The organism is Streptomyces sp. YPW6, from assembly GCF_018866325.1.
GTDB lineage: Bacteria > Actinomycetota > Actinomycetes > Streptomycetales > Streptomycetaceae > Streptomyces.
In genome coordinates this window covers 6,239,396-6,258,955 of sequence record NZ_CP076457.1, presented here as the reverse complement: position 1 = coordinate 6,258,955, position 19,560 = coordinate 6,239,396, and the positions used below count along the sequence as shown (strand labels likewise).

The window sequence follows — 19,560 nt, the reverse complement described above, 5'->3', positions numbered from 1 at the left end:
TGACTCAGGACTCCTGGGTGACGGAGACGAGCACATCGTCCCCTTCGATCTTTACGGGGTATACGGGGACGGGGCGCGTCGCGGGAAGGCCGGACGGCTTGCCGGTGCGGAGGTCGAACGACGATCCGTGCAGCCAGCACTCGATCGCGCAGTCCTCCACCTCGCCCTCGGAGAGGGAGACGTTCGCGTGCGAGCAGATGTCGTTGATCGCGAACACCTCGCCCCCGGTGCGGACGACGGAGACGGGTGTGCCGTCGAGCTCCACCCGCTTGGGGGTGTCGTCCTCCAGCTCACTCAGCGCACAGACCTTGACGAAGGACATCAGACGGACGCCTTCAGCTCGGCCTCGATCTTCTCGATGAGCCGCTCCTCGACGTCCGGCAGACCGATCTGCTGGACCAGCTCGGCGAAGAAGCCGCGCACGACGAGGCGGCGGGCCTCCTCGGCCGGGATACCGCGGGACTGGAGGTAGAAGAGCTGCTCGTCGTCGAAGCGGCCGGTCGCCGAGGCGTGGCCGGCGCCGACGATCTCGCCGGTCTCGATCTCCAGGTTGGGCACGGAGTCGACCCGGGCGCCGTCGGTGAGGACGAGGTTCCGGTTCATCTCGTAGGTGTCGGTGCCCTCGGCGGCGGCCTGGATGAGGACGTCGCCGATCCAGACGGCGTGCGCGCCGTCGCCCTGGAGGGCGCCCTTGTACACCGCGTTCGACTTGCAGTGCGGGGTGTTGTGGTCGACCAGGAGGCGGTGCTCCTGGTGCTGGCCCTTGTCGGTGAAGTACAGGCCGAAGAGCTCCGCCTCGCCGCCGGTGGCCGCGTAGGCGACCCGGGGGTGCAGGCGCACGACGTCGCCGCCGAAGGTGACGACGATCGACTTGAACGAGGCGTCCCGGCCGACCAGCGCGTTGTGCTGGCCGACGTGGACGGCCGTGTCGTCCCAGTCCTGGACGGAGACGACGGTCAGCTTGGCGCCGTCGCCCAGGACGTAGTCGACGTTGGCGGCGAGCACCGCGTCACCGGTGTGGTCGATGACGACGACGGCCTCGGCGAAGGCGCCCAGCTCGATGAGCTGGTGGCCGAAGGCGGTGCCGCCCTCGCCGTGCACGGCGATCCGGATCGGCTCGGTGAGCACGGCTTCCTTGGCGACCGTGACGACCGAGGCCTGCTCGAAGGCGCTGTACGCCTGGGCGGCGACCCGGTCCACCGGGGTGCCGGCCTTGCCGAGCCGGGAGTCGTCCCGGCCGACGGTCTCGACGGTGACACCCTCGGGGGCCTCGATGGCGACCTTGACGCCGCTGCCGGTGGCGACGGCGGTGCCGTCGTGCAGCCCGCGCAGGCGCTCCAGCGGCGTGAAGCGCCACTCCTCCTCGCGGCCGTGCGGGACGGGGAAGTCCGCGACGTCGAAGGAGGGGGGAGCGCTCATGCGCGTGGCGACGGTCGACTCCGCGGCGACCGCGATGGAGCCGGCGGTGGTGGAGCCCACCGGAGTGTTCTGAGCCTCAGCCATGGCTGTCGTAGTGCTCGCTTTCTCAGTCAAGAAGGGGGGTGGTTCGGTGGGGCGGGGACGGCCGCGGACGGCCGTCCCGGTGGTCCTCGGGCGAGGCCCTAGCCGACCGAACCCTCCATCTGCAGCTCGATCAGCCGGTTGAGCTCCAGGGCGTACTCCATGGGCAGCTCCTTGGCGATCGGCTCGACGAAGCCGCGCACGATCATCGCCATGGCCTCGAACTCGGTCAGCCCGCGGCTCATGAGGTAGAAGAGCTGGTCCTCGGAGACCTTGGAGACGGTCGCCTCGTGGCCCATCGACACGTCGTCCTCGCGGACGTCGACGTAGGGGTAGGTGTCCGAGCGGGAGATCGTGTCGACGAGCAGAGCGTCGCAGAGGACGTTGGACTTGGCGCCCGGCGCGCCCTCGCCGATCTCGATGAGTCCGCGGTAGGACGTGCGGCCGCCGGCTCGCGCCACCGACTTGGAGACGATGTTCGAGGAGGTGTTCGGGGCCATGTGGACCATCTTGGCGCCGGCGTCCTGGTGCTGGCCCTCGCCCGCGAAGGCGATGGAGAGGGTCTCGCCCTTGGCGTGCTCGCCCATCAGGTAGACGGCCGGGTACTTCATGGTGACCTTGGAGCCGATGTTGCCGTCGACCCACTCCATGGTCGCGCCCTCGTAGGCCACGGCCCGCTTGGTGACCAGGTTGTAGACGTTGTTCGACCAGTTCTGGATGGTCGTGTAGCGGCAGCGGCCGCCCTTCTTCACGATGATCTCGACCACGGCGCTGTGCAGCGAGTCCGAGGAGTAGATCGGGGCGGTGCAGCCCTCGACGTAGTGGACGTAGGCGTCCTCGTCGACGATGATCAGCGTCCGCTCGAACTGACCCATGTTCTCCGTGTTGATACGGAAGTAGGCCTGGAGCGGGATGTCCACGTGGACGCCCTTGGGCACGTAGATGAACGAGCCGCCGGACCACACCGCCGAGTTCAGCGAGGCGAACTTGTTGTCGCCGACCGGGATGACCGTGCCGAAGTACTCCTTGAAGAGCTCCGGGTGCTCCTTCAGCGCCGTGTCGGTGTCCAGGAAGATGACGCCCTGCTCCTCCAGGTCCTCGCGGATCTGGTGGTAGACGACCTCGGACTCGTACTGCGCGGCGACACCGGCGACGAGGCGCTGCTTCTCCGCCTCGGGGATGCCCAGCTTGTCGTACGTGTTCTTGATGTCCTCGGGCAGGTCCTCCCAGGAGGCGGCCTGCTTCTCCGTGGAGCGCACGAAGTACTTGATGTTGTCGAAGTCGATGCCCGACAGGTCCGAGCCCCAGCTGGGCATGGGCTTCTTGTCGAAGAGCTTGAGGCCCTTGAGCCGCAGCTTCAGCATCCACTCGGGCTCGTTCTTCTTCTCCGAGATGTCGCGGACGACCGCCTCGGAGAGGCCGCGCTTGGCCGCCGCGCCTGCCGCGTCGGAGTCGGCCCAGCCGAATTCGTACGTACCCAGACCCTCGAGCTCAGGGTGGGCAGTCTCCGTGGGGAGCGTCATGCGGGGTTCCTCCCGGCCGTGCTTGCAGATGCTGAATGGGTGGTCTGTGGGGGTGCTGCGTGGCCGCTTCGCGGCACGTAGGTCGTGCACACGCCGTCGCCGTGGGCGAGGGTGGCCAGCCGCTGCACGTGGGTCCCGAGGAGGCTGGAGAAGAATTCCGTCTCCGCCTCGCACAGCTGTGGGAACTGCTCGGCGACATGCGCCACCGGGCAGTGGTGCTGACACAGCTGTTCGCCCTGCTGCGGGCCCGGCGCGCTTCGCGCCGTAGCAGCGTACCCGTCGGCGGACAGGGCCTTGGCCAGGGCGTCGGTGCGCCCTTCGGGCTCCGCTGCCTCGACCGCCGCGCGGTAGGCCTCGCCCGTCGCGGCCATCCGGGCGCGGGCGAAGGCGGCGACCGCCTCGTCCCCGCCGGATGCGGCGATGAAGCGCAGGGCGTCGGCGGCCAGCTTGTCGTAGGACTGGTCGAAGGCGTCCCGGCCGCAGTCGGTCAGGGCGAACACCTTGGCGGGCCTGCCGCGGGTCCGCGCCCCGTACACCCGCTGTTCACGGGCTTCGACGACATCGTCGGAGACGAGGGCGTCCAGGTGGCGGCGGACGGCGGCCTGGGTGAGGCCGAGGCGCCCGGCAAGGTCCGCGACGGTGGAGGGGCCGTGGTCCAGGATGGAGCGCGCGACCCGGTTGCGCGTCGAACGCTCACCGGTCGCGAGTTCCTCCTGAGGAGCCCGTCCGTCGTATTTCACAACACCATTGTTGCGTAATTCGTTCGACCCTGACAACCACGGTCCGAAACGATCTACGGTGTGGTTCGTCACTTAGGGTTACCTAATCTGGCCCCGGGGGCGGGCTCCCCCGGGACCCTGCCTAGACTTCCCTGCCATGGAGAACGAGCCCGTCGTACAGGTCACCGGCCTGGTGAAGCGGTACGGCGCGAAGACCGCGGTGAACGGCCTCGACCTGGCCGTCGCGGCCGGCGCGGTGACCGCCGTCCTCGGCCCGAACGGCGCCGGGAAGACCACCACCATCGAGACCTGCGAGGGCTACCGCCGCCCCGACGCGGGCACCGTACGGGTCCTCGGGCTCGACCCGGTCGCCGACGCGGAGCGGCTGCGTCCGCGGGTCGGGGTGATGCTCCAGTCCGGCGGCGTGTACTCCGGCGCCCGCGCCGACGAGATGCTCCGCCACATGGCCAGGCTGCACGCCCACCCCCTCGACGTGGACGCCCTGATCGAGCGCCTCGGCCTCGGCGACTGCGGCCGCACCGCCTACCGGCGGCTCTCCGGCGGCCAGCAGCAGCGGCTCTCCCTGGCCCTGGCGGTCGTCGGCCGGCCCGAGCTGGTCTTCCTGGACGAGCCGACCGCCGGGCTCGACCCGCAGGCCCGCCGCGCCACCTGGGACCTGGTCCGCGAGCTGCGCGCCGACGGCGTGTCCGTGGTGCTGACCACCCACTTCATGGACGAGGCCGAAGCGCTCGCCGACGACGTCGCGATCATCGACGCGGGCCGGGTCATCGCGCGGGGCAGCACCGAGGAGCTCTGCCGGGGCGGCGCGGAGAACACCCTGCGCTTCACCGGCCGCCCGGGGCTCGACCTCGGCTCCCTCCTCAAGGCGCTGCCCGACGGGTGCGGGGCGGCCGAGCCGCTGCCGGGGACGTACCGGATCACCGGGAACGTCGGCCCGCAGCTGCTGGCCACCGTGACCTCCTGGTGCGCCCAGCACGGCGTGATGCCCGAGGGCATCGCGGTCGAGCAGCACACCCTGGAGGACGTCTTCCTCGAACTGACCGGCAAGGAGCTGCGCGCATGAGCGCCGGTACGTACACCCCGCGCCCCGGCGCCGCCCCGCTCCCCCGGATGATCGCCGCGCAGACCGCGCTGGAGACCCGGATGCTGCTGCGCAACGGCGAGCAACTGCTGCTGACGGTGATCATCCCGACGCTGCTGCTGGTGCTGTTCAGCGCGGTCGACATCGTGGACACCGGCGCGGGCGAGTCGGTCGACTTCCTCGCCCCGGGCATCCTGGCGCTCGCCGTGATGTCCACCGCCTTCACCGGCCAGGCCATCGCCACCGGCTTCGAACGCCGTTACGGGGTCCTCAAGCGGCTGGGAGCCTCCCCACTGCCCCGCTGGGCGCTGATGACCGCGAAGACGCTGTCGGTGCTGGTCACCGAGGTGCTCCAGATCGTGCTGCTGACGGCGATCGCCTTCGCGCTCGGCTGGTCGCCCGAGGGCAGTCCGCTCTCGGTGCTGCTGCTCCTCGTCCTCGGGACCGCCGCGTTCTCCGGGCTCGGGCTGCTGATGGCGGGGACGCTGAAGGCGGAGGCGACGCTCGCCGCCGCCAATCTGGTCTTCCTGCTGCTGCTGGTCGGCGGCGGGGTGATCGTGCCGCTGGACAGGTTCCCGGGCGCGGTGCAGTCGGTGCTGGGCCTGCTGCCCGTGTCGGCGCTCTCGGAGGGGCTGCGGGACGTCCTCCAGCACGGGGCGCCGATGCCGTGGGCCCAGGCCGGGATCCTCGCGGTGTGGGCGGCGCTGGGACTCGGCGCGGCGGCGAAGTTCTTCCGCTGGGAGTAGCGCGCGACGGCAGGGATCTTCACGGGCAAGCCGCCACGAAACACCCCCTCGTGAAAACGCGCACAAGCCCCGTCCTACGATGGTCCGCGTGGAAACCCCCATCTCCCTGATCGCCAAGCGCTGGACGCCGTCCACCCGGGTGGTGAAGCGCGCCGCGCTCTCCGCCGTCGTGATGAGCGTCCTCATCATCGTCACCGGCGGGGCCGTCCGGCTCACCGGTTCGGGGCTCGGCTGCGACACCTGGCCCAAGTGCACCGACGACAGCCTGTTCGCGACGCCCGAGCAGGGGCTGCACGGTGCGATCGAGTTCGGCAACCGGATGCTGACCTACGTGCTGTCGGCCGCCGTCGGCTGGACGATCATCGCCGTCAGTGCGGTGAAGCCGCGCCGCCGCAAGGTCACCCGGCTGGCCTGGTCGCAGTTCTGGATCGTGCTGGGCAACGCCGTCCTCGGCGGGATCACGGTCTGGGCGGGGCTCAACCCGTGGACGGTCGCCGGGCATTTCCTGCTGGCCAACGCACTCCTGGCGATCGCCGTGATCACCTGGGTGCGGGTCGGCGAGGGCGACGGCCCGCCGCGCCCCCGGGCCCCGCTGCCGGTGCGCCGCCTGTCCTGGGCGATCCTGGCGACCACGGTCGTCCTGATCGTGCTGGGGACCTCGGTGACCGGTTCCGGCAAGCACGCCGGCGACAGCAGCGACGTACCGCGCATGCCGTGGGACTGGTCCGCCGCCGCCCATGTCCACGCCGTCGCCGCCTGGGTGGTCTGCGCCCTGGCCATCGCGATGTGGCTGGCCCTTCGGGTGGTCGACGCGCCCGCCGACACCCGGGCCCGCGCCCGTGACCTGCTGCTCGTCCTGCTCGCCCAGGGCGCGATCGGGTACGTGCAGTACTTCAGCGATGTGCCCGAGATCCTGGTCGGCGTCCACATGTTCGGCTCGGCCATCATGTGGATCGCCGTGGTCCGCCTGGTCCTGAGCATGCGTGAGCGCGGCGACGACACGCCCGCTCCACTGCCCGGCCCGTCCGCCGAGCGCCCGGAGACGGCACCGGCGACGGCCGTCTGACGGACACCTGTACGACGCCTGAGGGGCGGCGGGGGCCTGCCGCCCCTCAGCCGTGCCTCCGCCCCCTCACCGTTCGCACAGCCCGTACACCCGGCGCGCGTTGCCCGACCCGATCATCGTGGCGACCCGGGCCGCGTCCTGCCGGGTCCACGCGCCGTCGTCGACCCAGGCGCCCAGCACCCGCCCCAGCGCCTCGCGGAACTGCCGCGCGGCCACCAGGTGCAGTTCCGGCAGGGCCTGTGCCCCGCTGGAGAACAGCAGCTTGCCGAACGGCGCCAGCTCCATGACCTCCGCGAGCACGGCCGCCGCCCGCGCCCCCGTCCGCGCCGGTACGGCCCCGAGGTCGGCGTAGACGTGCGGATGCCGCCCGGCCAGGGCGGCGGTCTGCCGGTGGTACGGGTAGCCGTACAGGAGAACGAGATCGCAGCCGTACCCCTCGGTGGCGGCGGCGAAGTCCGCGAGGCAGGCCGGGTCCGCCGTGCCCAGGCGCAACTGGAGCGGCAGCCCGCAGGCCACCGCGGACCAGCGCAGATGGTCCAGCAGCTCCGGCTCGACGGGAGCACCGCCGCCCTCCCGGCCCGCCATGCCCCGGCGGGCGGCCCGGCGCTCCGTCTCCCGCCGGGCCAGCCAGCGCCCGGCCGCCGCCCGCAACCGGAACGGCTCCGGCGGCTCGGGGGCGGCGTACGCGGCGGCGCCGACGGAGGTGAAGGCGACGGCCGAGGAGGCGGCGGTGTGCACGGCCTCGCCGAGGTTGACCAGGAAGGCCTCGACGGTGCCCGACGTGTCGGCGACGTGCTCGGCGAGGACCTCCAGCCGGACGATCTCCCGGGCCTCGGAGCCGGCAGCCGTGGCCATCTCGGCCGGTCCCGTGAGGTCGCCGGGCAGGCCCGTGTCGACGAGGTGGGCGGAGACCCCGGCGGCGCGCAGCAGGCGGCGGGAGGTCTCGGCGACGCCCAGTTCGCGCCGCCTGGCCAGATAGCGGGCGGGCGGGCAGTGCGCTTCGAGGCCGAGCAGAGGCGGGCACCACCGGCGTACGGCGAAGCCGGTCTGGGTGTCGAAGAAGGTGGTGCCGGGGGCGGCCGGGGCGCGCGCGGCGCCGAGCCGGGCCTCGAAGGTTCCGAGGCCCAGCTCGGCGCGGAGCACTCCGTGGCAGTTCTGGTCGACCAGATCGGCCACGGGCACGGTGTCGGTCATCCGGGGCTCCCTGGGACGGCGTGGGTACGCACGGCCTAACGGGTGAGCCCCGGGTGAGGTGTTGCTCCGGGGGTCGCACGAGGGGCCCGAGAGGATGTCCGGGCGCCCCTCGGGCCGGGGAGGACCGCGTCAGCGGTCGTTGGACGGGCCGCCGACCTGGATTCCCGCCATCCGGGACCACTCGTAGGGGCCGGTGCGCACCTTGAGCGCGAACTCGCCGTCGAACGCGTCGTGCATCGTGATGCCGGACTTCGCGGCCGCGCTCTCGGCCACCGCGTAGGTCGGGGCCACGAGGTCGCCCCAGGCGCCGTCCTGGCCGACCAGGACGATGCGGGCGCCCGCCTGGCCGATGTAGGCGAGCTGTCCCTCCGCGCCGCCGTGCTGCTTGGCGAAGGCGCCGATCTCGCGGGCGAGCTTCGTCGCCCTGCGCCCGTCGCGCGCCGCCTTCCTGGCGTCCGTCCGTGAGGTCTGCTCGGTGTCCGCTGCGTCTGCTGCCGTCTCTGCCATGAACAGGATGCTACCGACGGGTAGATGAACTGGCGACGGCGGGTCGCGTGGCTTGTGCCACGCGACCCGCCCGTCTGCCGGAAGCGGGGCCTGTCAGCGGAGGAAGGGGTCCACCGCGACGGCGAGGAAGAGGAGCGAGACGTAGGTGATGGACCAGTGGAAGAGCCGCATCTCCTTGAGCTTGGCCCCGGTCACCCCGGCCTTGGCGCGGTTCTGCAGGCTGTGCGCCTCCCACAGCCAGGCGCCGCCGGAGAGCAGCGCCACCGCGGTGTAGAACCAGCCGGTGTAGCCCAGCGGGGTGAGCAGCAGCGAGACCGCGACCATCACCCAGCTGTAGAGGACGATCTGCTTGGCGACGACGCGGTTGGTGGCGACGACGGGGAGCATCGGGACGCCGACCCGGGCGTAGTCGTCCTTGACCTTCATCGAGAGCGGCCAGTAGTGCGGCGGCGTCCAGAAGAAGATGACGGCGAAGAGGATGACGGCGGCCCAGGAGACCGTGTTCGTCACGGCCGACCAGCCGATGAGGACCGGCATGCAGCCCGCGATACCGCCCCAGACGATGTTCTGGGAGGTGCGGCGCTTCAGCAGCATCGTGTAGACGACGACGTAGAAGAGCAGCGCACCGAGCGCGAGGGCGGCCGAGAGCCAGTTGACCAGCAGCCCGAACCAGAGCGTGGAGAACACCGCGAGGCCGATGCCGAAGGCCAGGCATTCACGCGGGGTGACCATGCCCGTGACCAGCGGGCGCTGCGACGTCCGGTCCATCAGCGCGTCGATGTCCCGGTCGATGTACATGTTGAGCGCGTTGGCGCCACCCGCGGAGAGGTATCCCCCGATGGTGGTCGTGAGAACGAGCCACAGGTCGGGTACGCCCTGGGCAGCCAGGAACATCACCGGAACGGTGGTGATGAGCAGCAGCTCGATGATCCGTGGCTTGGTAAGCGCCACGAATGCCTTGACGCGGGCCCCGAACGGGCGATGGCCCCCTGGGCTGGGAGTCAAGGCGACCCCTGCGGGTCGGGACTCGACGGCCGTCACGCACACCCCTGACAGAGAAATCCCAGCAAGCTCCGGGCTTGAGGCCCTTGTGAAGACTTGCGCGAACTCGACCACTCTAGACGTTGGGGATACACCGCCCTTCGCGGGGGTGGGGTCGTGTTGGGGGTGACTGTTCGCCGGATGCTCATTCCGTCGGGAGGCGAACTCCACGGGTCGCCCACACCCTGGAAAGTGCACGGAAAGTGCGTCCGGCAACGGGGGTAGGCTCGACAGCGCCCGGTGCGGTAACAGTCACCGGTTTACAACAGTGGAGAGGAGCCCTGACTCAGGGTGAGCATCAAGCCGACCACCACAGACCTCCAGTGGACCGATGTGGACCAGCGGGCCGTGGACACCGCCCGCGTCCTCGCTGCGGACGCCGTACAGAAAGTCGGGAACGGCCACCCGGGCACGGCGATGAGCCTGGCTCCTGCCGCGTACACCCTGTTCCAGAAGGTGATGCGGCACGACCCCGCGGACGCCGAGTGGACCGGTCGCGACCGGTTCGTCCTCTCCGCCGGCCACTCCAGCCTGACGCTCTACATCCAGCTCTACCTGGCCGGCTACGGGCTGGAGCTCGACGACCTGAAGGCTTTCCGCACCTGGGGCTCCAAGACGCCGGGCCACCCGGAGTACGGCCACACCACCGGGGTCGAGACGACGACCGGGCCGCTGGGCCAGGGTGTCGCCAACGCGGTGGGCATGGCGATGGCCGCCCGCTACGAGCGCGGCCTCTTCGACCCCGAGGCGGCCCCCGGCGCCTCCCCGTTCGACCACATGGTGTGGGTCGTCGCCGGTGACGGCTGCCTCCAGGAGGGCATCTCGGCCGAGGCGTCCTCGCTGGCCGGGCACCAGAAGCTGGGCAACCTGGTCCTGCTCTGGGACGACAACCACATCTCCATCGAGGGCGACACGGAGACCGCGGTCTCCGAGGACACCATCAAGCGGTACGAGGCGTACGGCTGGCACGTCCAGCGTGTCGACCAGCTGCCGAGCGGCGACCTGGACCCGGCGGGTCTGTACGCGGCACTGCAGGCGGCCAAGGCCGAGACCGAGCGCCCCTCGTTCATCGCGGCCCGCTCGATCATCGCCTGGCCCGCCCCGAACGCGCAGAACACCGAGGCCGCGCACGGCTCGGCGCTCGGTGACGACGAGGTCGCGGCGACCAAGCGGGTCCTCGGCTTCGACCCGGAGCAGACCTTCGAGGTCTCCGACGAGGTCATCGGCCACACCCGTCAGGCCCTGGACCGCGGCCGTGAGGCCCGCGCCGAGTGGGACAAGTCGTTCGCCGCGTGGCGTACGGCCAACCCGGAGCGCGCCGCCTCCTTCGACCGGATCGCCGCCGGCGAGCTGCCCGAGGGCTGGGAGGAGAAGCTCCCCGTCTTCGAACCCGGCAAGGGGCTGGCCACCCGTGCCGCCTCCGGCAAGGTGCTCCAGGCGCTCGGCGAGATCGTGCCCGAGCTGTGGGGCGGCTCCGCCGACCTCGCGGGCTCGAACAACACGACGATCGACAAGACGTCGTCGTTCCTCCCGGCGGGCAACCCGCTGCCGGAGGCCGACCCGTACGGCCGCACGATCCACTTCGGCATCCGCGAGCACGCGATGGCCGCCGCGATGAACGGCATCGCGCTGCACGGCAACACCCGCGTCTACGGCGGCACCTTCCTGGTGTTCTCCGACTACATGCGCAACGCGGTGCGGCTCTCCGCGCTGATGCACCTGCCGGTGACGTACGTGTGGACGCACGACTCGATCGGCCTCGGCGAGGACGGCCCGACCCACCAGCCGGTCGAGCACCTGGCCTCGCTGCGCGCCATCCCGGGCCTGAACATCGTGCGCCCGGCGGACGCCAACGAGACCGCCATCGCCTGGCGCGAGATCCTGCGCCGCTACACCAAGGTGTTCGGCAAGGGCACCCCGCACGGTCTGGCGCTGACCCGCCAGGGTGTGCCGACGTACGAGGCGAACGAGGACGCGGCCAAGGGCGGTTACGTCCTGTTCGAGGCCGAGGGCGGCCGGCCGCAGGTGCTGCTCATCGCGACCGGTTCCGAGGTCCACGTCGCCGTCGAGGCGCGCGAGCAGCTCCAGGCGGCCGGGGTGCCGACCCGGGTGGTCTCGATGCCGTCGGTCGAGTGGTTCGAGGAGCAGGATCAGGGTTACCAGGACAGCGTGCTCCCGCCGTCGGTGAAGGCGCGCGTCGCCGTGGAGGCGGGCATCGGCCTGACCTGGCACCGGTACGTGGGCGACGCCGGCCGGATCGTCTCGCTGGAGCACTTCGGGGCCTCCGCCGACGCGAAGGTGCTGTTCCGTGAGTTCGGCTTCACGCCGGAGCACGTGGCCGCCGCCGCGCGGGACTCCCTCGAACGTGCGGCTGAGCTCGAAGCCGCAGCACGCTGACGCCGGTAGATACGACTAGTAGGAGATGCAACTCATGACAGACGCACTCAAGCGCCTCTCCGACGAGGGCGTGGCGATCTGGCTCGACGACCTGTCGCGCAAGCGGATCACGTCCGGCAACCTGGCCGAGCTGATCGACCAGAGCCATGTCGTCGGCGTCACCACCAACCCGTCGATCTTCCAGAAGGCGATCTCCTCGGGCGACGGTTACGAGCAGCAGCTCGCCGACCTCGCCGCCCGCAGGGTCACCGTCGAGGAAGCCCTGCGCATGATCACGACGGCGGACGTCCGCGACGCCGCCGACATCCTGCGCCCGGTCTTCGACGCCACCGGCGGCCAGGACGGCCGGGTCTCCATCGAGGTGGACCCGCGCCTGGCCCACAACACCGCGGCCACCGTCGCCGAGGCCAAGCAGCTGGCCTGGCTGGTCGACCGGCCGAACACGCTCATCAAGATCCCGGCCACCAAGGCGGGCCTCCCGGCGATCACCGAGACGATCGGCCGGGGCATCAGCGTCAACGTGACGCTGATCTTCTCGCTGGAGCGCTACCGCGCGGTCATGGACGCCTACCTGGCGGGCCTGGAGAAGGCGAAGGCCGCGGGCCTGGACCTCTCCAAGATCCATTCGGTGGCGTCGTTCTTCGTGTCCCGCGTGGACACCGAGATCGACAAGCGGCTGGACGCGATCGGCTCCGACGAGGCGAAGGCCGCCAAGGGCAAGTCCGCCCTGGCCAACGCGCGCCTGGCCTACGAGGCGTACGAGGAGGTCTTCTCCTCCGACCGCTGGGCGGCCCTGGACAAGGCGCAGGCCAACAAGCAGCGTCCGCTGTGGGCCTCGACCGGTGTCAAGGACCCGTCGCTGAAGGACACGCTGTACGTCGACGAACTGGTGGCGCCGAACACGGTGAACACCATGCCGGAGGCGACGCTGGAGGCCGTGGCCGACCACGGTGAGATCACCGGCGACACCGTCACCGGCGGCTACGACCGGGCGCGCGCCGACCTCGACGCCGTCAAGAAGCTCGGCATCTCCTACGACGACGTCGTACAGGTGCTGGAGGACGAGGGCGTCGAGAAGTTCGAGGCGTCCTGGAACGACCTGCTCAAGTCGACCGAGGCGGAGCTTTCGCGCCTCGCCCCCTCGGAGGGCTGACCACTTTGTCTGCTGTTCCCGGAGCCAACCCGCTCCGTGACGCACAGGACCGACGGCTCCCGCGTATCGCGGGGCCGTCGGGCCTGGTCATCTTTGGCGTCACGGGCGATTTGTCCCGTAAAAAGCTGATGCCTGCCGTCTACGACCTGGCCAATCGCGGCCTGCTGCCACCGGGCTTCTCGCTCATCGGCTTCGCGCGCCGCGACTGGGAGAACGAGGACTTCGCGCAGGTCGTCCACGACGCCGTCAAGGAGCACGCCCGTACGCCGTTCCGCGAGGAGGTCTGGCAGCAGCTCATCCAGGGGATGCGCTTCGTCCAGGGCAACTTCGACGACGACGAGGCGTTCGAGACGCTGAAGGCGACCATCGAGGAGCTCGACAAGGCGCAGGGGACGGGCGGCAACTTCGCCTTCTACCTCTCCGTGCCCCCGAAGTTCTTCCCCAAGGTCGTCCAGCAGCTGAAGAAGCACGGCCTGGCCGACCAGAAGGAGGGCTCCTGGCGGCGTGCCGTCATCGAGAAGCCGTTCGGTCACGACCTGGCCAGCGCGCAGGAGCTCAACCAGCTCGTGCACGACGTCTTCCCGCCCAACGAGGTCTTCCGGATCGACCACTACCTGGGGAAGGAGACGGTCCAGAACATCCTGGCGCTGCGGTTCGCCAACACGATGTGGGAGCCGATCTGGAACCGGTCCTACGTCGACCACGTGCAGATCACGATGGCCGAGGACATCGGCATCGGCGGCCGGGCCGGCTACTACGACGGCATCGGCGCCGCCCGTGACGTCATCCAGAACCACCTGCTCCAGCTGCTGGCGCTGACCGCGATGGAGGAGCCCGGCTCCTTCCACCCGAAGGCCCTGGTCGCCGAGAAGCTCAAGGTGCTCACCGCCGTCGAGCTGCCCGAGGACCTCGGTCTGCACACCGTGCGCGCCCAGTACGAGCACGCCTGGCAGGGCGGCCAGGAGGTCCTCGGCTACTGCGAGGAGGACGGCATCGACCCCAAGTCGACGACCGACACCTACGCGGCGATCAAGCTGACGATCAACAACCGCCGCTGGGCGGGCGTGCCGTTCTACCTCCGGACCGGAAAGCGGCTCGGACGCCGGGTCACGGAGATCGCGGTCGTCTTCAAGCGCGCCCCCTACCTGCCCTTCGAGTCGGGCGCGACCGAGGAACTGGGCGGCAACGCCCTGGTCATCCGGGTCCAGCCGGACGAGGGCGTCACCGTGCGCTTCGGCTCCAAGGTGCCCGGCACCTCGATGGAGGTCCGGGACGTCACGATGGACTTCGCGTACGGCGAGTCGTTCACGGAGTCCAGCCCGGAGGCGTACGAGCGGCTCCTCCTGGACGTCCTGCTCGGCGACGCCAACCTGTTCCCCCGCCACCAGGAGGTCGAACTCTCCTGGACCATCCTCGACCCGATCGAGGAGTACTGGGACAAGCACGGCAAGCCCGCGAAGTACGCGGCCGGCACCTGGGGTCCGGCCGAGGCCGACGAGATGCTCGCACGTGACGGACGGAGCTGGAGGCGGCCATGAAGATCGATCTCACGGAAACCACGTCCAGCAAGATCAACCAGGCGCTGGTCTCGGCCCGCCGGGCGATCGGCACCCCCGCCATCGGCATGGTGCTCACGCTGGTCATCGTCACCGACGAGGAGAACGCCTACGACGCGCTCAAGGCGGCCGGCGACGCCTCGCGCGAGCACCCCTCGCGGATCATCGCGGTGATCAAGCGGGTCAGCCGCTCGCCGCGGGCCCGCCGGGACGCGCGGCTCGACGCCGAGGTCCGGGTCGGTTCCGACGCCGGGACCGGCGAGACCGTCGTCCTGCGCCTCCACGGCGAACTGGCCAACCACGCCCAGTCGGTCGTCCTGCCGCTGCTGCTGCCGGACGCCCCGGTCGTGGCGTGGTGGCCCGAGGACGCCCCCGCCGACCCGGCGAACGACCCGCTCGGGGCGCTGGCCCAGCGCCGGATCACCGACACCTACTCGGCGGAGCTGCCGCTCGACGAGCTGGCGGTGCGGGCGGCGACGTACAGCCCCGGCGACACCGATCTGGCCTGGACCCGGATCACGCCGTGGCGCTCGATGCTGGCCGCCGCGCTGGACCAGCAGCCGGCCGAGGTCATCGCCGCGACCGTCGAGGGCGAGAGCGACAACCCGAGCTGCGAGCTGCTGGCCATGTGGCTCGCGGACCGGCTCGGCGTCCCGGTGGAGCGCACGCTCTCCCGGGGCCCCGGTCTCACCGCGGTGAGGATGGAGACGAAGAACGGCGTCATCGTCCTGGACCGGCCCGACGGTTCGCTGGCCACGCTCTCCATGCAGAACCAGCCCGACCGCGCGGTGGCGCTCAAGCGCCGGGAGACCGCCGAGCTGCTGGCGGAGGAGCTGCGCCGGCTCGACCCGGACAACACCTACGCCTCGGCGGTGAAGTTCGGCGTCGACAAGCTGCACTCGGGCGGCGAGGTGATGGCCGGGCCGGCCGGCGGCGCTGCGGACACGGCGGAGAAGGCGGAGAAGTCCGCCGGGGCCAAGGCCCCCGCCGCGAAGAAGGCTCCGGCCAAGAAGGCGGCCTCCAAGTGACCCCTCCCCAACTGGTCGTCCACCGCGACAAGGAGCTGATGGCCCAGGCCGCGGCGGCCCGGCTGATCACGAAGATCGTGGACGCCCAGGCCTCCCGGGGCCACGCCTCGGTGGTGCTGACCGGCGGGCGCAACGGCAACGGCCTGCTGGCCGCCCTCGCCGCCGCGCCCGCCCGGGACGCGGTCGACTGGTCGCGCCTGGACCTGTGGTGGGGCGACGAACGGTTTCTGCCCGAGGGCGACCCGGAGCGCAACGTCACCCAGGCCCGCGAGGCGCTGCTCGACGCGGTGCCCCTGGACCCGGCCCGGGTGCACGCGATGCCCGCGTCCGACGGCCCGTACGGCGACGACGCGGACGCGGCGGCCGCCGGCTACGCCGACGAACTGGCCGCCGCCGCGGGCCCCGAGGACCACGGCCCGGTGCCCACGTTCGACGTGCTGATGCTGGGCGTCGGCCCGGACACGCACGTGGCCTCGCTCTTCCCGGAGCTGCCCGCGGTACGGGAGACCGAGCGCACCGTCGTCGGGGTGCGCGGGGCTCCCAAGCCGCCGCCGGTCCGCGTCTCGCTCACGCTGCCGGCGATCCGCGCGGCACGCGAGGTGTGGCTGCTGGCGGCGGGCGAGGACAAGGCGGAGGCGGCGGCCATCGCGCTGTCCGGGGCCGGCGAGATCCAGGCCCCGGCGGCGGGCGCCTACGGCCGCAGCCGCACGCTGTGGCTGCTGGACGCGGCGGCGGCCTCGCAGCTGCCGCGCGCGCTCTATCCCCCGGCTTCCGCCTGAGCCGCGGACGACCCGAAGGCCCGGCCCGCTCCTCACGAGCGGGCCGGGCCTTCGGCATGCCGGGCCGGTCACCCGGAGGCCGGCCCGGCGGTGTCACTCCGACGAGAGTTCGGTCTCCACACCGCCCTCCTCCAGCACGGTGAGGAGGACGTCGGTGAAGTCTCCGCCCAGGCTTTCGCGGGAAGCCGCGAAGTTCCGCCACAGCAGGCGGAACGGAGCAGCTCCGTCGCCCCGCATGCTCCGCAGACAGTCGTGGACCGCGTCGAGGTTGGAGCCGAAGTAGCCCCCGGGCCCGTTGACGGCTTCGCCCAGGGCGCAGTAGAGGCCGTCCCTCGTGGTGATTCCGGTGCCGTCGACGACCGCCGTCGCATCGGTCCCGTAGCGGGTCGCGCGCCGTCCGGCCGCGAACCACGCGGTCTGCACGACGTGCAGCCGGCTCTCGTGCCAGTCGGACGGGCACCGAGCCCATTCTCCGCGCTCCACGGGTCTCCCCGTGGCCCACTTCCGCCAGATCTCTCCGGCCCGGGGGTATTCGCAGGCATAACCGAAGGAGTAGTCGAGGTCGGGGCGGTCGGCGCCGGACGCCCCCGGCTCGTACCGGAAAACGGCGGAAGCCCTCCCGATGACGTACGTCCCGATCTCTCTCCCCTGCCGGTCGACGACCTGCAGCTCGGCGTGCTCGGCCTTCCGCCGGGCGCGGTCGACCTGGTGCGCCCGGACAAAGGTGACGGTGACGGTCTCCGGCGGCTCCGGGTCCTCCTCCATGAAGTAGCCGCGAAGGTCCTCGGCGGCCAGCAGGACTTCTCCTGTCTCCTGGTCGACAAGTCGGTACAGAACGTCCTGCGCGTCGTCGGCGCCGTCGCTCTCGGGGCTCATACGTACTGTTCCGTTCAGGGGAGAGAGCCGGAACCGCGCGATCCTGCGCAGCCCCGACAGGCGGGAGTCCCCGAGTGCCACGGCGCTCGGGGACTCCATCGGCCGTTCGGCCGGGGTGGGGGCCTGGGCTAGCGGGCCGCCCAGCCGAATCGGGCGCCGGTCGCCGGGAGTCCGCCGGTGCCGGGCTCGTACGCGGTCACCGGGGCGATCACGCCGCCCGCGGTCACGTTGGAGATCGGCAGGGCGTACAGGGCGCCGTGGGCGGAGGGGCCGTACGGCATGCCGACGTACAGGTGCGTGCTGGTGAAGTGCAGGCTCCGGCCGAGGTGGTGGCCGGTGCCCGGGGAGACCGGGATGCCGTCGCCGTCGCCGGCCTCGAGCCAGCGGTCGGCCGCGCCGGCCGCGCCGAACGGCGAGAAGGTCGTCACCGCGCCGGCTCCGGCGACCGTTCCGATGGCCTCGCCGGGTGCGCCGACCGCGATCCGCATCGTGCCGGTGCTGCCGACCTGCCGCGGAGCGGTGTTCACGACGGCCACGGTTTCCGCGAAGCGGTCTCCGGTCTCGGCCGTACCGGTGACGTCGTCATCGTTGGTGCCCGAGTTGAGCGAGCGCAGGTAGGTCCAGGTGCCGGAGGCGTCGATGCGTACGAGGATCGCCCGGCCGGCATCGACCCGGTCGGAGCCGTCCACGGTCAGATCCTCGCCGGGCGATCCGATCACGAGCACCGACGCCCGGTCCTGCGATGCACCCGAGACCCGGTAGTCCGCCATGGCGACGGAGGCGCCGAACTCGTCGCCGGGCTCGGCCGCCCCGGAGACGGATTCGGTGTCCTGGTCCAGCCCGCCGACGACGGTGGGCATGCCCTGCGCGTCCAGGGTGTGGCCGAAGAGGGCCACCGCGCCGGACTCCTTGTTCGTCCCGATGGCCTCGCCGGGAACGCCGACAGCCAAGTGATGGGCGTCGCCGGTGACGCTGGAGCCGAAGGCGTCGTCCGCCTCCACCCCGCCGGGCACACCGGGCTTGTCCTGGTGCAGGGAAACGCTCGTGCCGCCACGGACGTAGAAGGCCATTCCCGCGGCCTTGACGGCGCCGAGGGCCTCTCCGGGGACGCCGATCAGCAGCCACGGTTCCCCGGCGGCGGTGGTGCCGGCCGCGACGGAGTGGCCCATCCGGTCGCCCGCTTCGGAGGCGGAGCCGGCGATGGCACCGGATCCGACACCCTGCTCCAGGTGCGTGTACTTCTGGGTGCCGGTGCCCAGGCCGCCGCTGCCGCCGTAGAGCACGTCGACGAAGCCGGCGTTGGCCTCGCTGCCCACGTCCTCGGCGGGGATGCCGACGACCAGGTCCGTGTATCCGTCCTCGTTGTAGTCGACGGTGGCCAGGGACTCCCCGAACCAGTCACCGTCCTCGGCCCCTCCGGGCACCCAGTCGAGGTCCTGGTTGATCTCGGCGGTGCCCTTGCCCCCGCCGTGGACGATCCGGACGAGTCCCGCGGCCACGTGACCTCCCACGGTGGCCTTCGGGTCGCCGATCGCGATGTCCTCGACCCCGTCCCCGTTGAAGTCGGTGATGCGGGCCTTCCCGGTCTGGCTCTCGACCCAGGACGTCAGGTCGTCCACCCGGGCGGCCACGCCTCCGGTGGCGGTCACGGTCTCGTCCGTCCCGAAGCAACCGCCCTGGAAGGAACGGCTGACCAGGGCCGCGAGGGTGGCCGTGCCACCGGACGAACGGACCACGGGGCCGCCCGAGTCACCGGCGCAGGCGGCGGCCCCGTCCTTGCCGGTGACCGCCGCCGTGGTGCCGTCGGCGGAGTCGACGGTGTAGGTGCCGGTGTGCAGCTTCAGGGGCGCCCACTCGTCCTGGGTCCGCCCGTATCCGGCGAACGCCAGCTCCTCACCGGCGGTGGGGGCGGTGGTGGCCAGAGCGATGGGGGTGACAGCGGTGACGGGCCGGTTCAGCCGGGCCAGGACCACGTCCCGGTCCGTTCGCGGCACGAGCTCCACGATGCGGCGCTCGGCGCCCTGGGTGCCGGTCAGGTCCGCGCGCCCGATGACGGCGGTGGTCCTCTGCCGCGGTACGCCCGCCGGGACGGCCGTACCGGCGGCCGGGTCCTCGGCGAAGCAACTGGCCGCGGTCAGCAGCCATTCGGCGTCGACGAGGGTGCCGGAACAGCCGCGGTCGTGGTCGCCGACGGTGATCTCGGCCGTGTACGCATGGGCGGTCCCGGCGGCGGTCCCGCCGGCGACGGAGGAGGCGGGCGTGGCCGCGAGCACGATCGAACCCGCGGTGAGGGCTGCGACCAGCACGGAGGAGCGTAGAGTAGCTGTACGTTGCATATATGTTCCTTTGTCGCGATACGAACCAGGATCGTGG

The 19,560-nt window shown here is 71.4% G+C and carries 17 protein-coding genes; 8 read left to right on the top strand and 9 right to left on the bottom strand.

Going from position 1 to position 19,560, the window contains the following annotated elements; genetic code table 11:
- Positions 1-4: 4 nt before the first annotated feature.
- From KME66_RS27405 to KME66_RS27390, 4 genes are all read right to left on the bottom strand, one after another.
- Positions 5-322: a bifunctional 3-phenylpropionate/cinnamic acid dioxygenase ferredoxin subunit gene (locus KME66_RS27405; protein WP_073217415.1), complete on the bottom strand. Its 318-nt coding sequence runs from the start codon at positions 320-322 to the stop codon at positions 5-7.
- Positions 322-1,503, bottom strand: a complete 1,182-nt coding sequence (sufD, locus tag KME66_RS27400) for a Fe-S cluster assembly protein SufD (protein ID WP_216327089.1) — start codon at positions 1,501-1,503, stop codon at positions 322-324. The genes KME66_RS27405 and sufD overlap by 1 nt, the downstream gene beginning before the upstream one ends.
- A 98-nt stretch (positions 1,504-1,601) precedes the next feature.
- Positions 1,602-3,023, bottom strand: coding sequence for a Fe-S cluster assembly protein SufB (gene sufB / locus KME66_RS27395; protein ID WP_073217422.1), 1,422 nt, complete (start codon positions 3,021-3,023; stop codon positions 1,602-1,604).
- Positions 3,020-3,763: a metalloregulator ArsR/SmtB family transcription factor gene (locus KME66_RS27390; RefSeq protein ID WP_073217425.1), complete on the bottom strand. Its 744-nt coding sequence runs from the start codon at positions 3,761-3,763 to the stop codon at positions 3,020-3,022. The genes sufB and KME66_RS27390 overlap by 4 nt, the downstream gene beginning before the upstream one ends.
- A 136-nt stretch (positions 3,764-3,899) precedes the next feature.
- Between KME66_RS27390 and KME66_RS27385 the strand changes: the two genes are divergently transcribed.
- From KME66_RS27385 to KME66_RS27375, 3 genes are all read left to right on the top strand, one after another.
- Positions 3,900-4,826 carry an ABC transporter ATP-binding protein gene (locus KME66_RS27385; RefSeq protein ID WP_216327076.1) on the top strand — a complete coding sequence of 309 codons (927 nt, stop codon included), beginning with the start codon at positions 3,900-3,902 and terminating at the stop codon, positions 4,824-4,826.
- Entirely contained in the window at positions 4,823-5,590 is a 768-nt protein-coding gene (locus tag KME66_RS27380) for an ABC transporter permease (protein ID WP_216327074.1), read from the top strand. Before KME66_RS27385 ends, KME66_RS27380 begins: the two co-directional genes overlap by 4 nt.
- Positions 5,591-5,669: 79 nt before the next feature.
- The gene (locus KME66_RS27375; protein ID WP_216327072.1) at positions 5,670-6,656 is read left to right on the top strand and encodes a heme A synthase; all 987 of its coding nucleotides are present in this window, start codon (positions 5,670-5,672) and stop codon (positions 6,654-6,656) included.
- Positions 6,657-6,722: 66 nt separating this feature from the next.
- Here KME66_RS27375 and KME66_RS27370 read toward each other — a convergent pair whose 3' ends face one another.
- From KME66_RS27370 to KME66_RS27360, 3 genes are all read right to left on the bottom strand, one after another.
- On the bottom strand, positions 6,723-7,850 hold the full coding sequence (locus tag KME66_RS27370) for an amidohydrolase family protein (protein WP_216327070.1): 1,128 nt from the start codon (positions 7,848-7,850) through the stop codon (positions 6,723-6,725).
- A 129-nt stretch (positions 7,851-7,979) separates the two neighbouring features.
- Positions 7,980-8,357 (bottom strand): hypothetical protein, encoded by a 378-nt coding sequence (locus KME66_RS27365; RefSeq protein ID WP_073217437.1) that lies wholly within the window; start codon positions 8,355-8,357, stop codon positions 7,980-7,982.
- A 93-nt stretch (positions 8,358-8,450) separates the two neighbouring features.
- Positions 8,451-9,404 (bottom strand): heme o synthase, encoded by a 954-nt coding sequence (locus tag KME66_RS27360; protein WP_073217440.1) that lies wholly within the window; start codon positions 9,402-9,404, stop codon positions 8,451-8,453.
- Between the two features lie 285 nt (positions 9,405-9,689).
- On the opposite strand from KME66_RS27360, the gene tkt reads away from it, so the two are divergent.
- The 5 genes from tkt to pgl are packed head-to-tail and all read left to right on the top strand — an operon-like array spanning position 9,690 to position 16,311.
- A complete protein-coding gene (gene tkt, locus KME66_RS27355; RefSeq protein ID WP_216327068.1) occupies positions 9,690-11,795 on the top strand; it encodes a transketolase in 2,106 nt (701 codons plus the stop codon).
- 34 nt (positions 11,796-11,829) lie between these two features.
- On the top strand, positions 11,830-12,948 hold the full coding sequence (gene tal / locus KME66_RS27350) for a transaldolase (protein ID WP_073217446.1): 1,119 nt from the start codon (positions 11,830-11,832) through the stop codon (positions 12,946-12,948).
- 5 nt (positions 12,949-12,953) lie between these two features.
- The gene (gene zwf / locus KME66_RS27345) at positions 12,954-14,486 is read left to right on the top strand and encodes a glucose-6-phosphate dehydrogenase (protein ID WP_216327066.1); all 1,533 of its coding nucleotides are present in this window, start codon (positions 12,954-12,956) and stop codon (positions 14,484-14,486) included.
- Entirely contained in the window at positions 14,483-15,532 is a 1,050-nt protein-coding gene (opcA, locus tag KME66_RS27340) for a glucose-6-phosphate dehydrogenase assembly protein OpcA (RefSeq protein ID WP_073217451.1), read from the top strand. Before zwf ends, opcA begins: the two co-directional genes overlap by 4 nt.
- Positions 15,529-16,311, top strand: a complete 783-nt coding sequence (gene pgl / locus KME66_RS27335; protein ID WP_216327063.1) for a 6-phosphogluconolactonase — start codon at positions 15,529-15,531, stop codon at positions 16,309-16,311. Before opcA ends, pgl begins: the two co-directional genes overlap by 4 nt.
- Before the next feature lie 93 nt (positions 16,312-16,404).
- On the opposite strand, the gene KME66_RS27330 is transcribed toward pgl, so the two are convergent.
- Entirely contained in the window at positions 16,405-17,187 is a 783-nt protein-coding gene (locus KME66_RS27330; protein WP_216327060.1) for a barstar family protein, read from the bottom strand.
- A 128-nt stretch (positions 17,188-17,315) separates the two neighbouring features.
- Positions 17,316-19,523 (bottom strand): trypsin-like serine protease, encoded by a 2,208-nt coding sequence (locus KME66_RS27325; RefSeq protein ID WP_216327057.1) that lies wholly within the window; start codon positions 19,521-19,523, stop codon positions 17,316-17,318.
- Positions 19,524-19,560 lie beyond the last annotated feature (37 nt).

Excerpts from the sequence above, each read along its gene's own strand:
- KME66_RS27405 (WP_073217415.1), bottom strand. The coding sequence starts at position 322 with ATGTCCTTCGTCAAGGTCTGTGCGCTGAGTGAGCTGGAGGACGACACC.
- sufD (WP_216327089.1), bottom strand. The coding sequence starts at position 1,503 with ATGGCTGAGGCTCAGAACACTCCGGTGGGCTCCACCACCGCCGGCTCC.
- sufB (WP_073217422.1), bottom strand. The coding sequence starts at position 3,023 with ATGACGCTCCCCACGGAGACTGCCCACCCTGAGCTCGAGGGTCTGGGT.
- KME66_RS27385 (WP_216327076.1), top strand. The coding sequence starts at position 3,900 with ATGGAGAACGAGCCCGTCGTACAGGTCACCGGCCTGGTGAAGCGGTAC.
- KME66_RS27380 (WP_216327074.1), top strand. The coding sequence starts at position 4,823 with ATGAGCGCCGGTACGTACACCCCGCGCCCCGGCGCCGCCCCGCTCCCC.
- KME66_RS27375 (WP_216327072.1), top strand. The coding sequence starts at position 5,670 with ATGGTCCGCGTGGAAACCCCCATCTCCCTGATCGCCAAGCGCTGGACG.
- KME66_RS27370 (WP_216327070.1), bottom strand. The coding sequence starts at position 7,850 with ATGACCGACACCGTGCCCGTGGCCGATCTGGTCGACCAGAACTGCCAC.
- KME66_RS27365 (WP_073217437.1), bottom strand. The coding sequence starts at position 8,357 with ATGGCAGAGACGGCAGCAGACGCAGCGGACACCGAGCAGACCTCACGG.
- tal (WP_073217446.1), top strand. The coding sequence starts at position 11,830 with ATGACAGACGCACTCAAGCGCCTCTCCGACGAGGGCGTGGCGATCTGG.
- opcA (WP_073217451.1), top strand. The coding sequence starts at position 14,483 with ATGAAGATCGATCTCACGGAAACCACGTCCAGCAAGATCAACCAGGCG.
- KME66_RS27330 (WP_216327060.1), bottom strand. The coding sequence starts at position 17,187 with ATGAGCCCCGAGAGCGACGGCGCCGACGACGCGCAGGACGTTCTGTAC.
- KME66_RS27325 (WP_216327057.1), bottom strand. The coding sequence starts at position 19,523 with ATGCAACGTACAGCTACTCTACGCTCCTCCGTGCTGGTCGCAGCCCTC.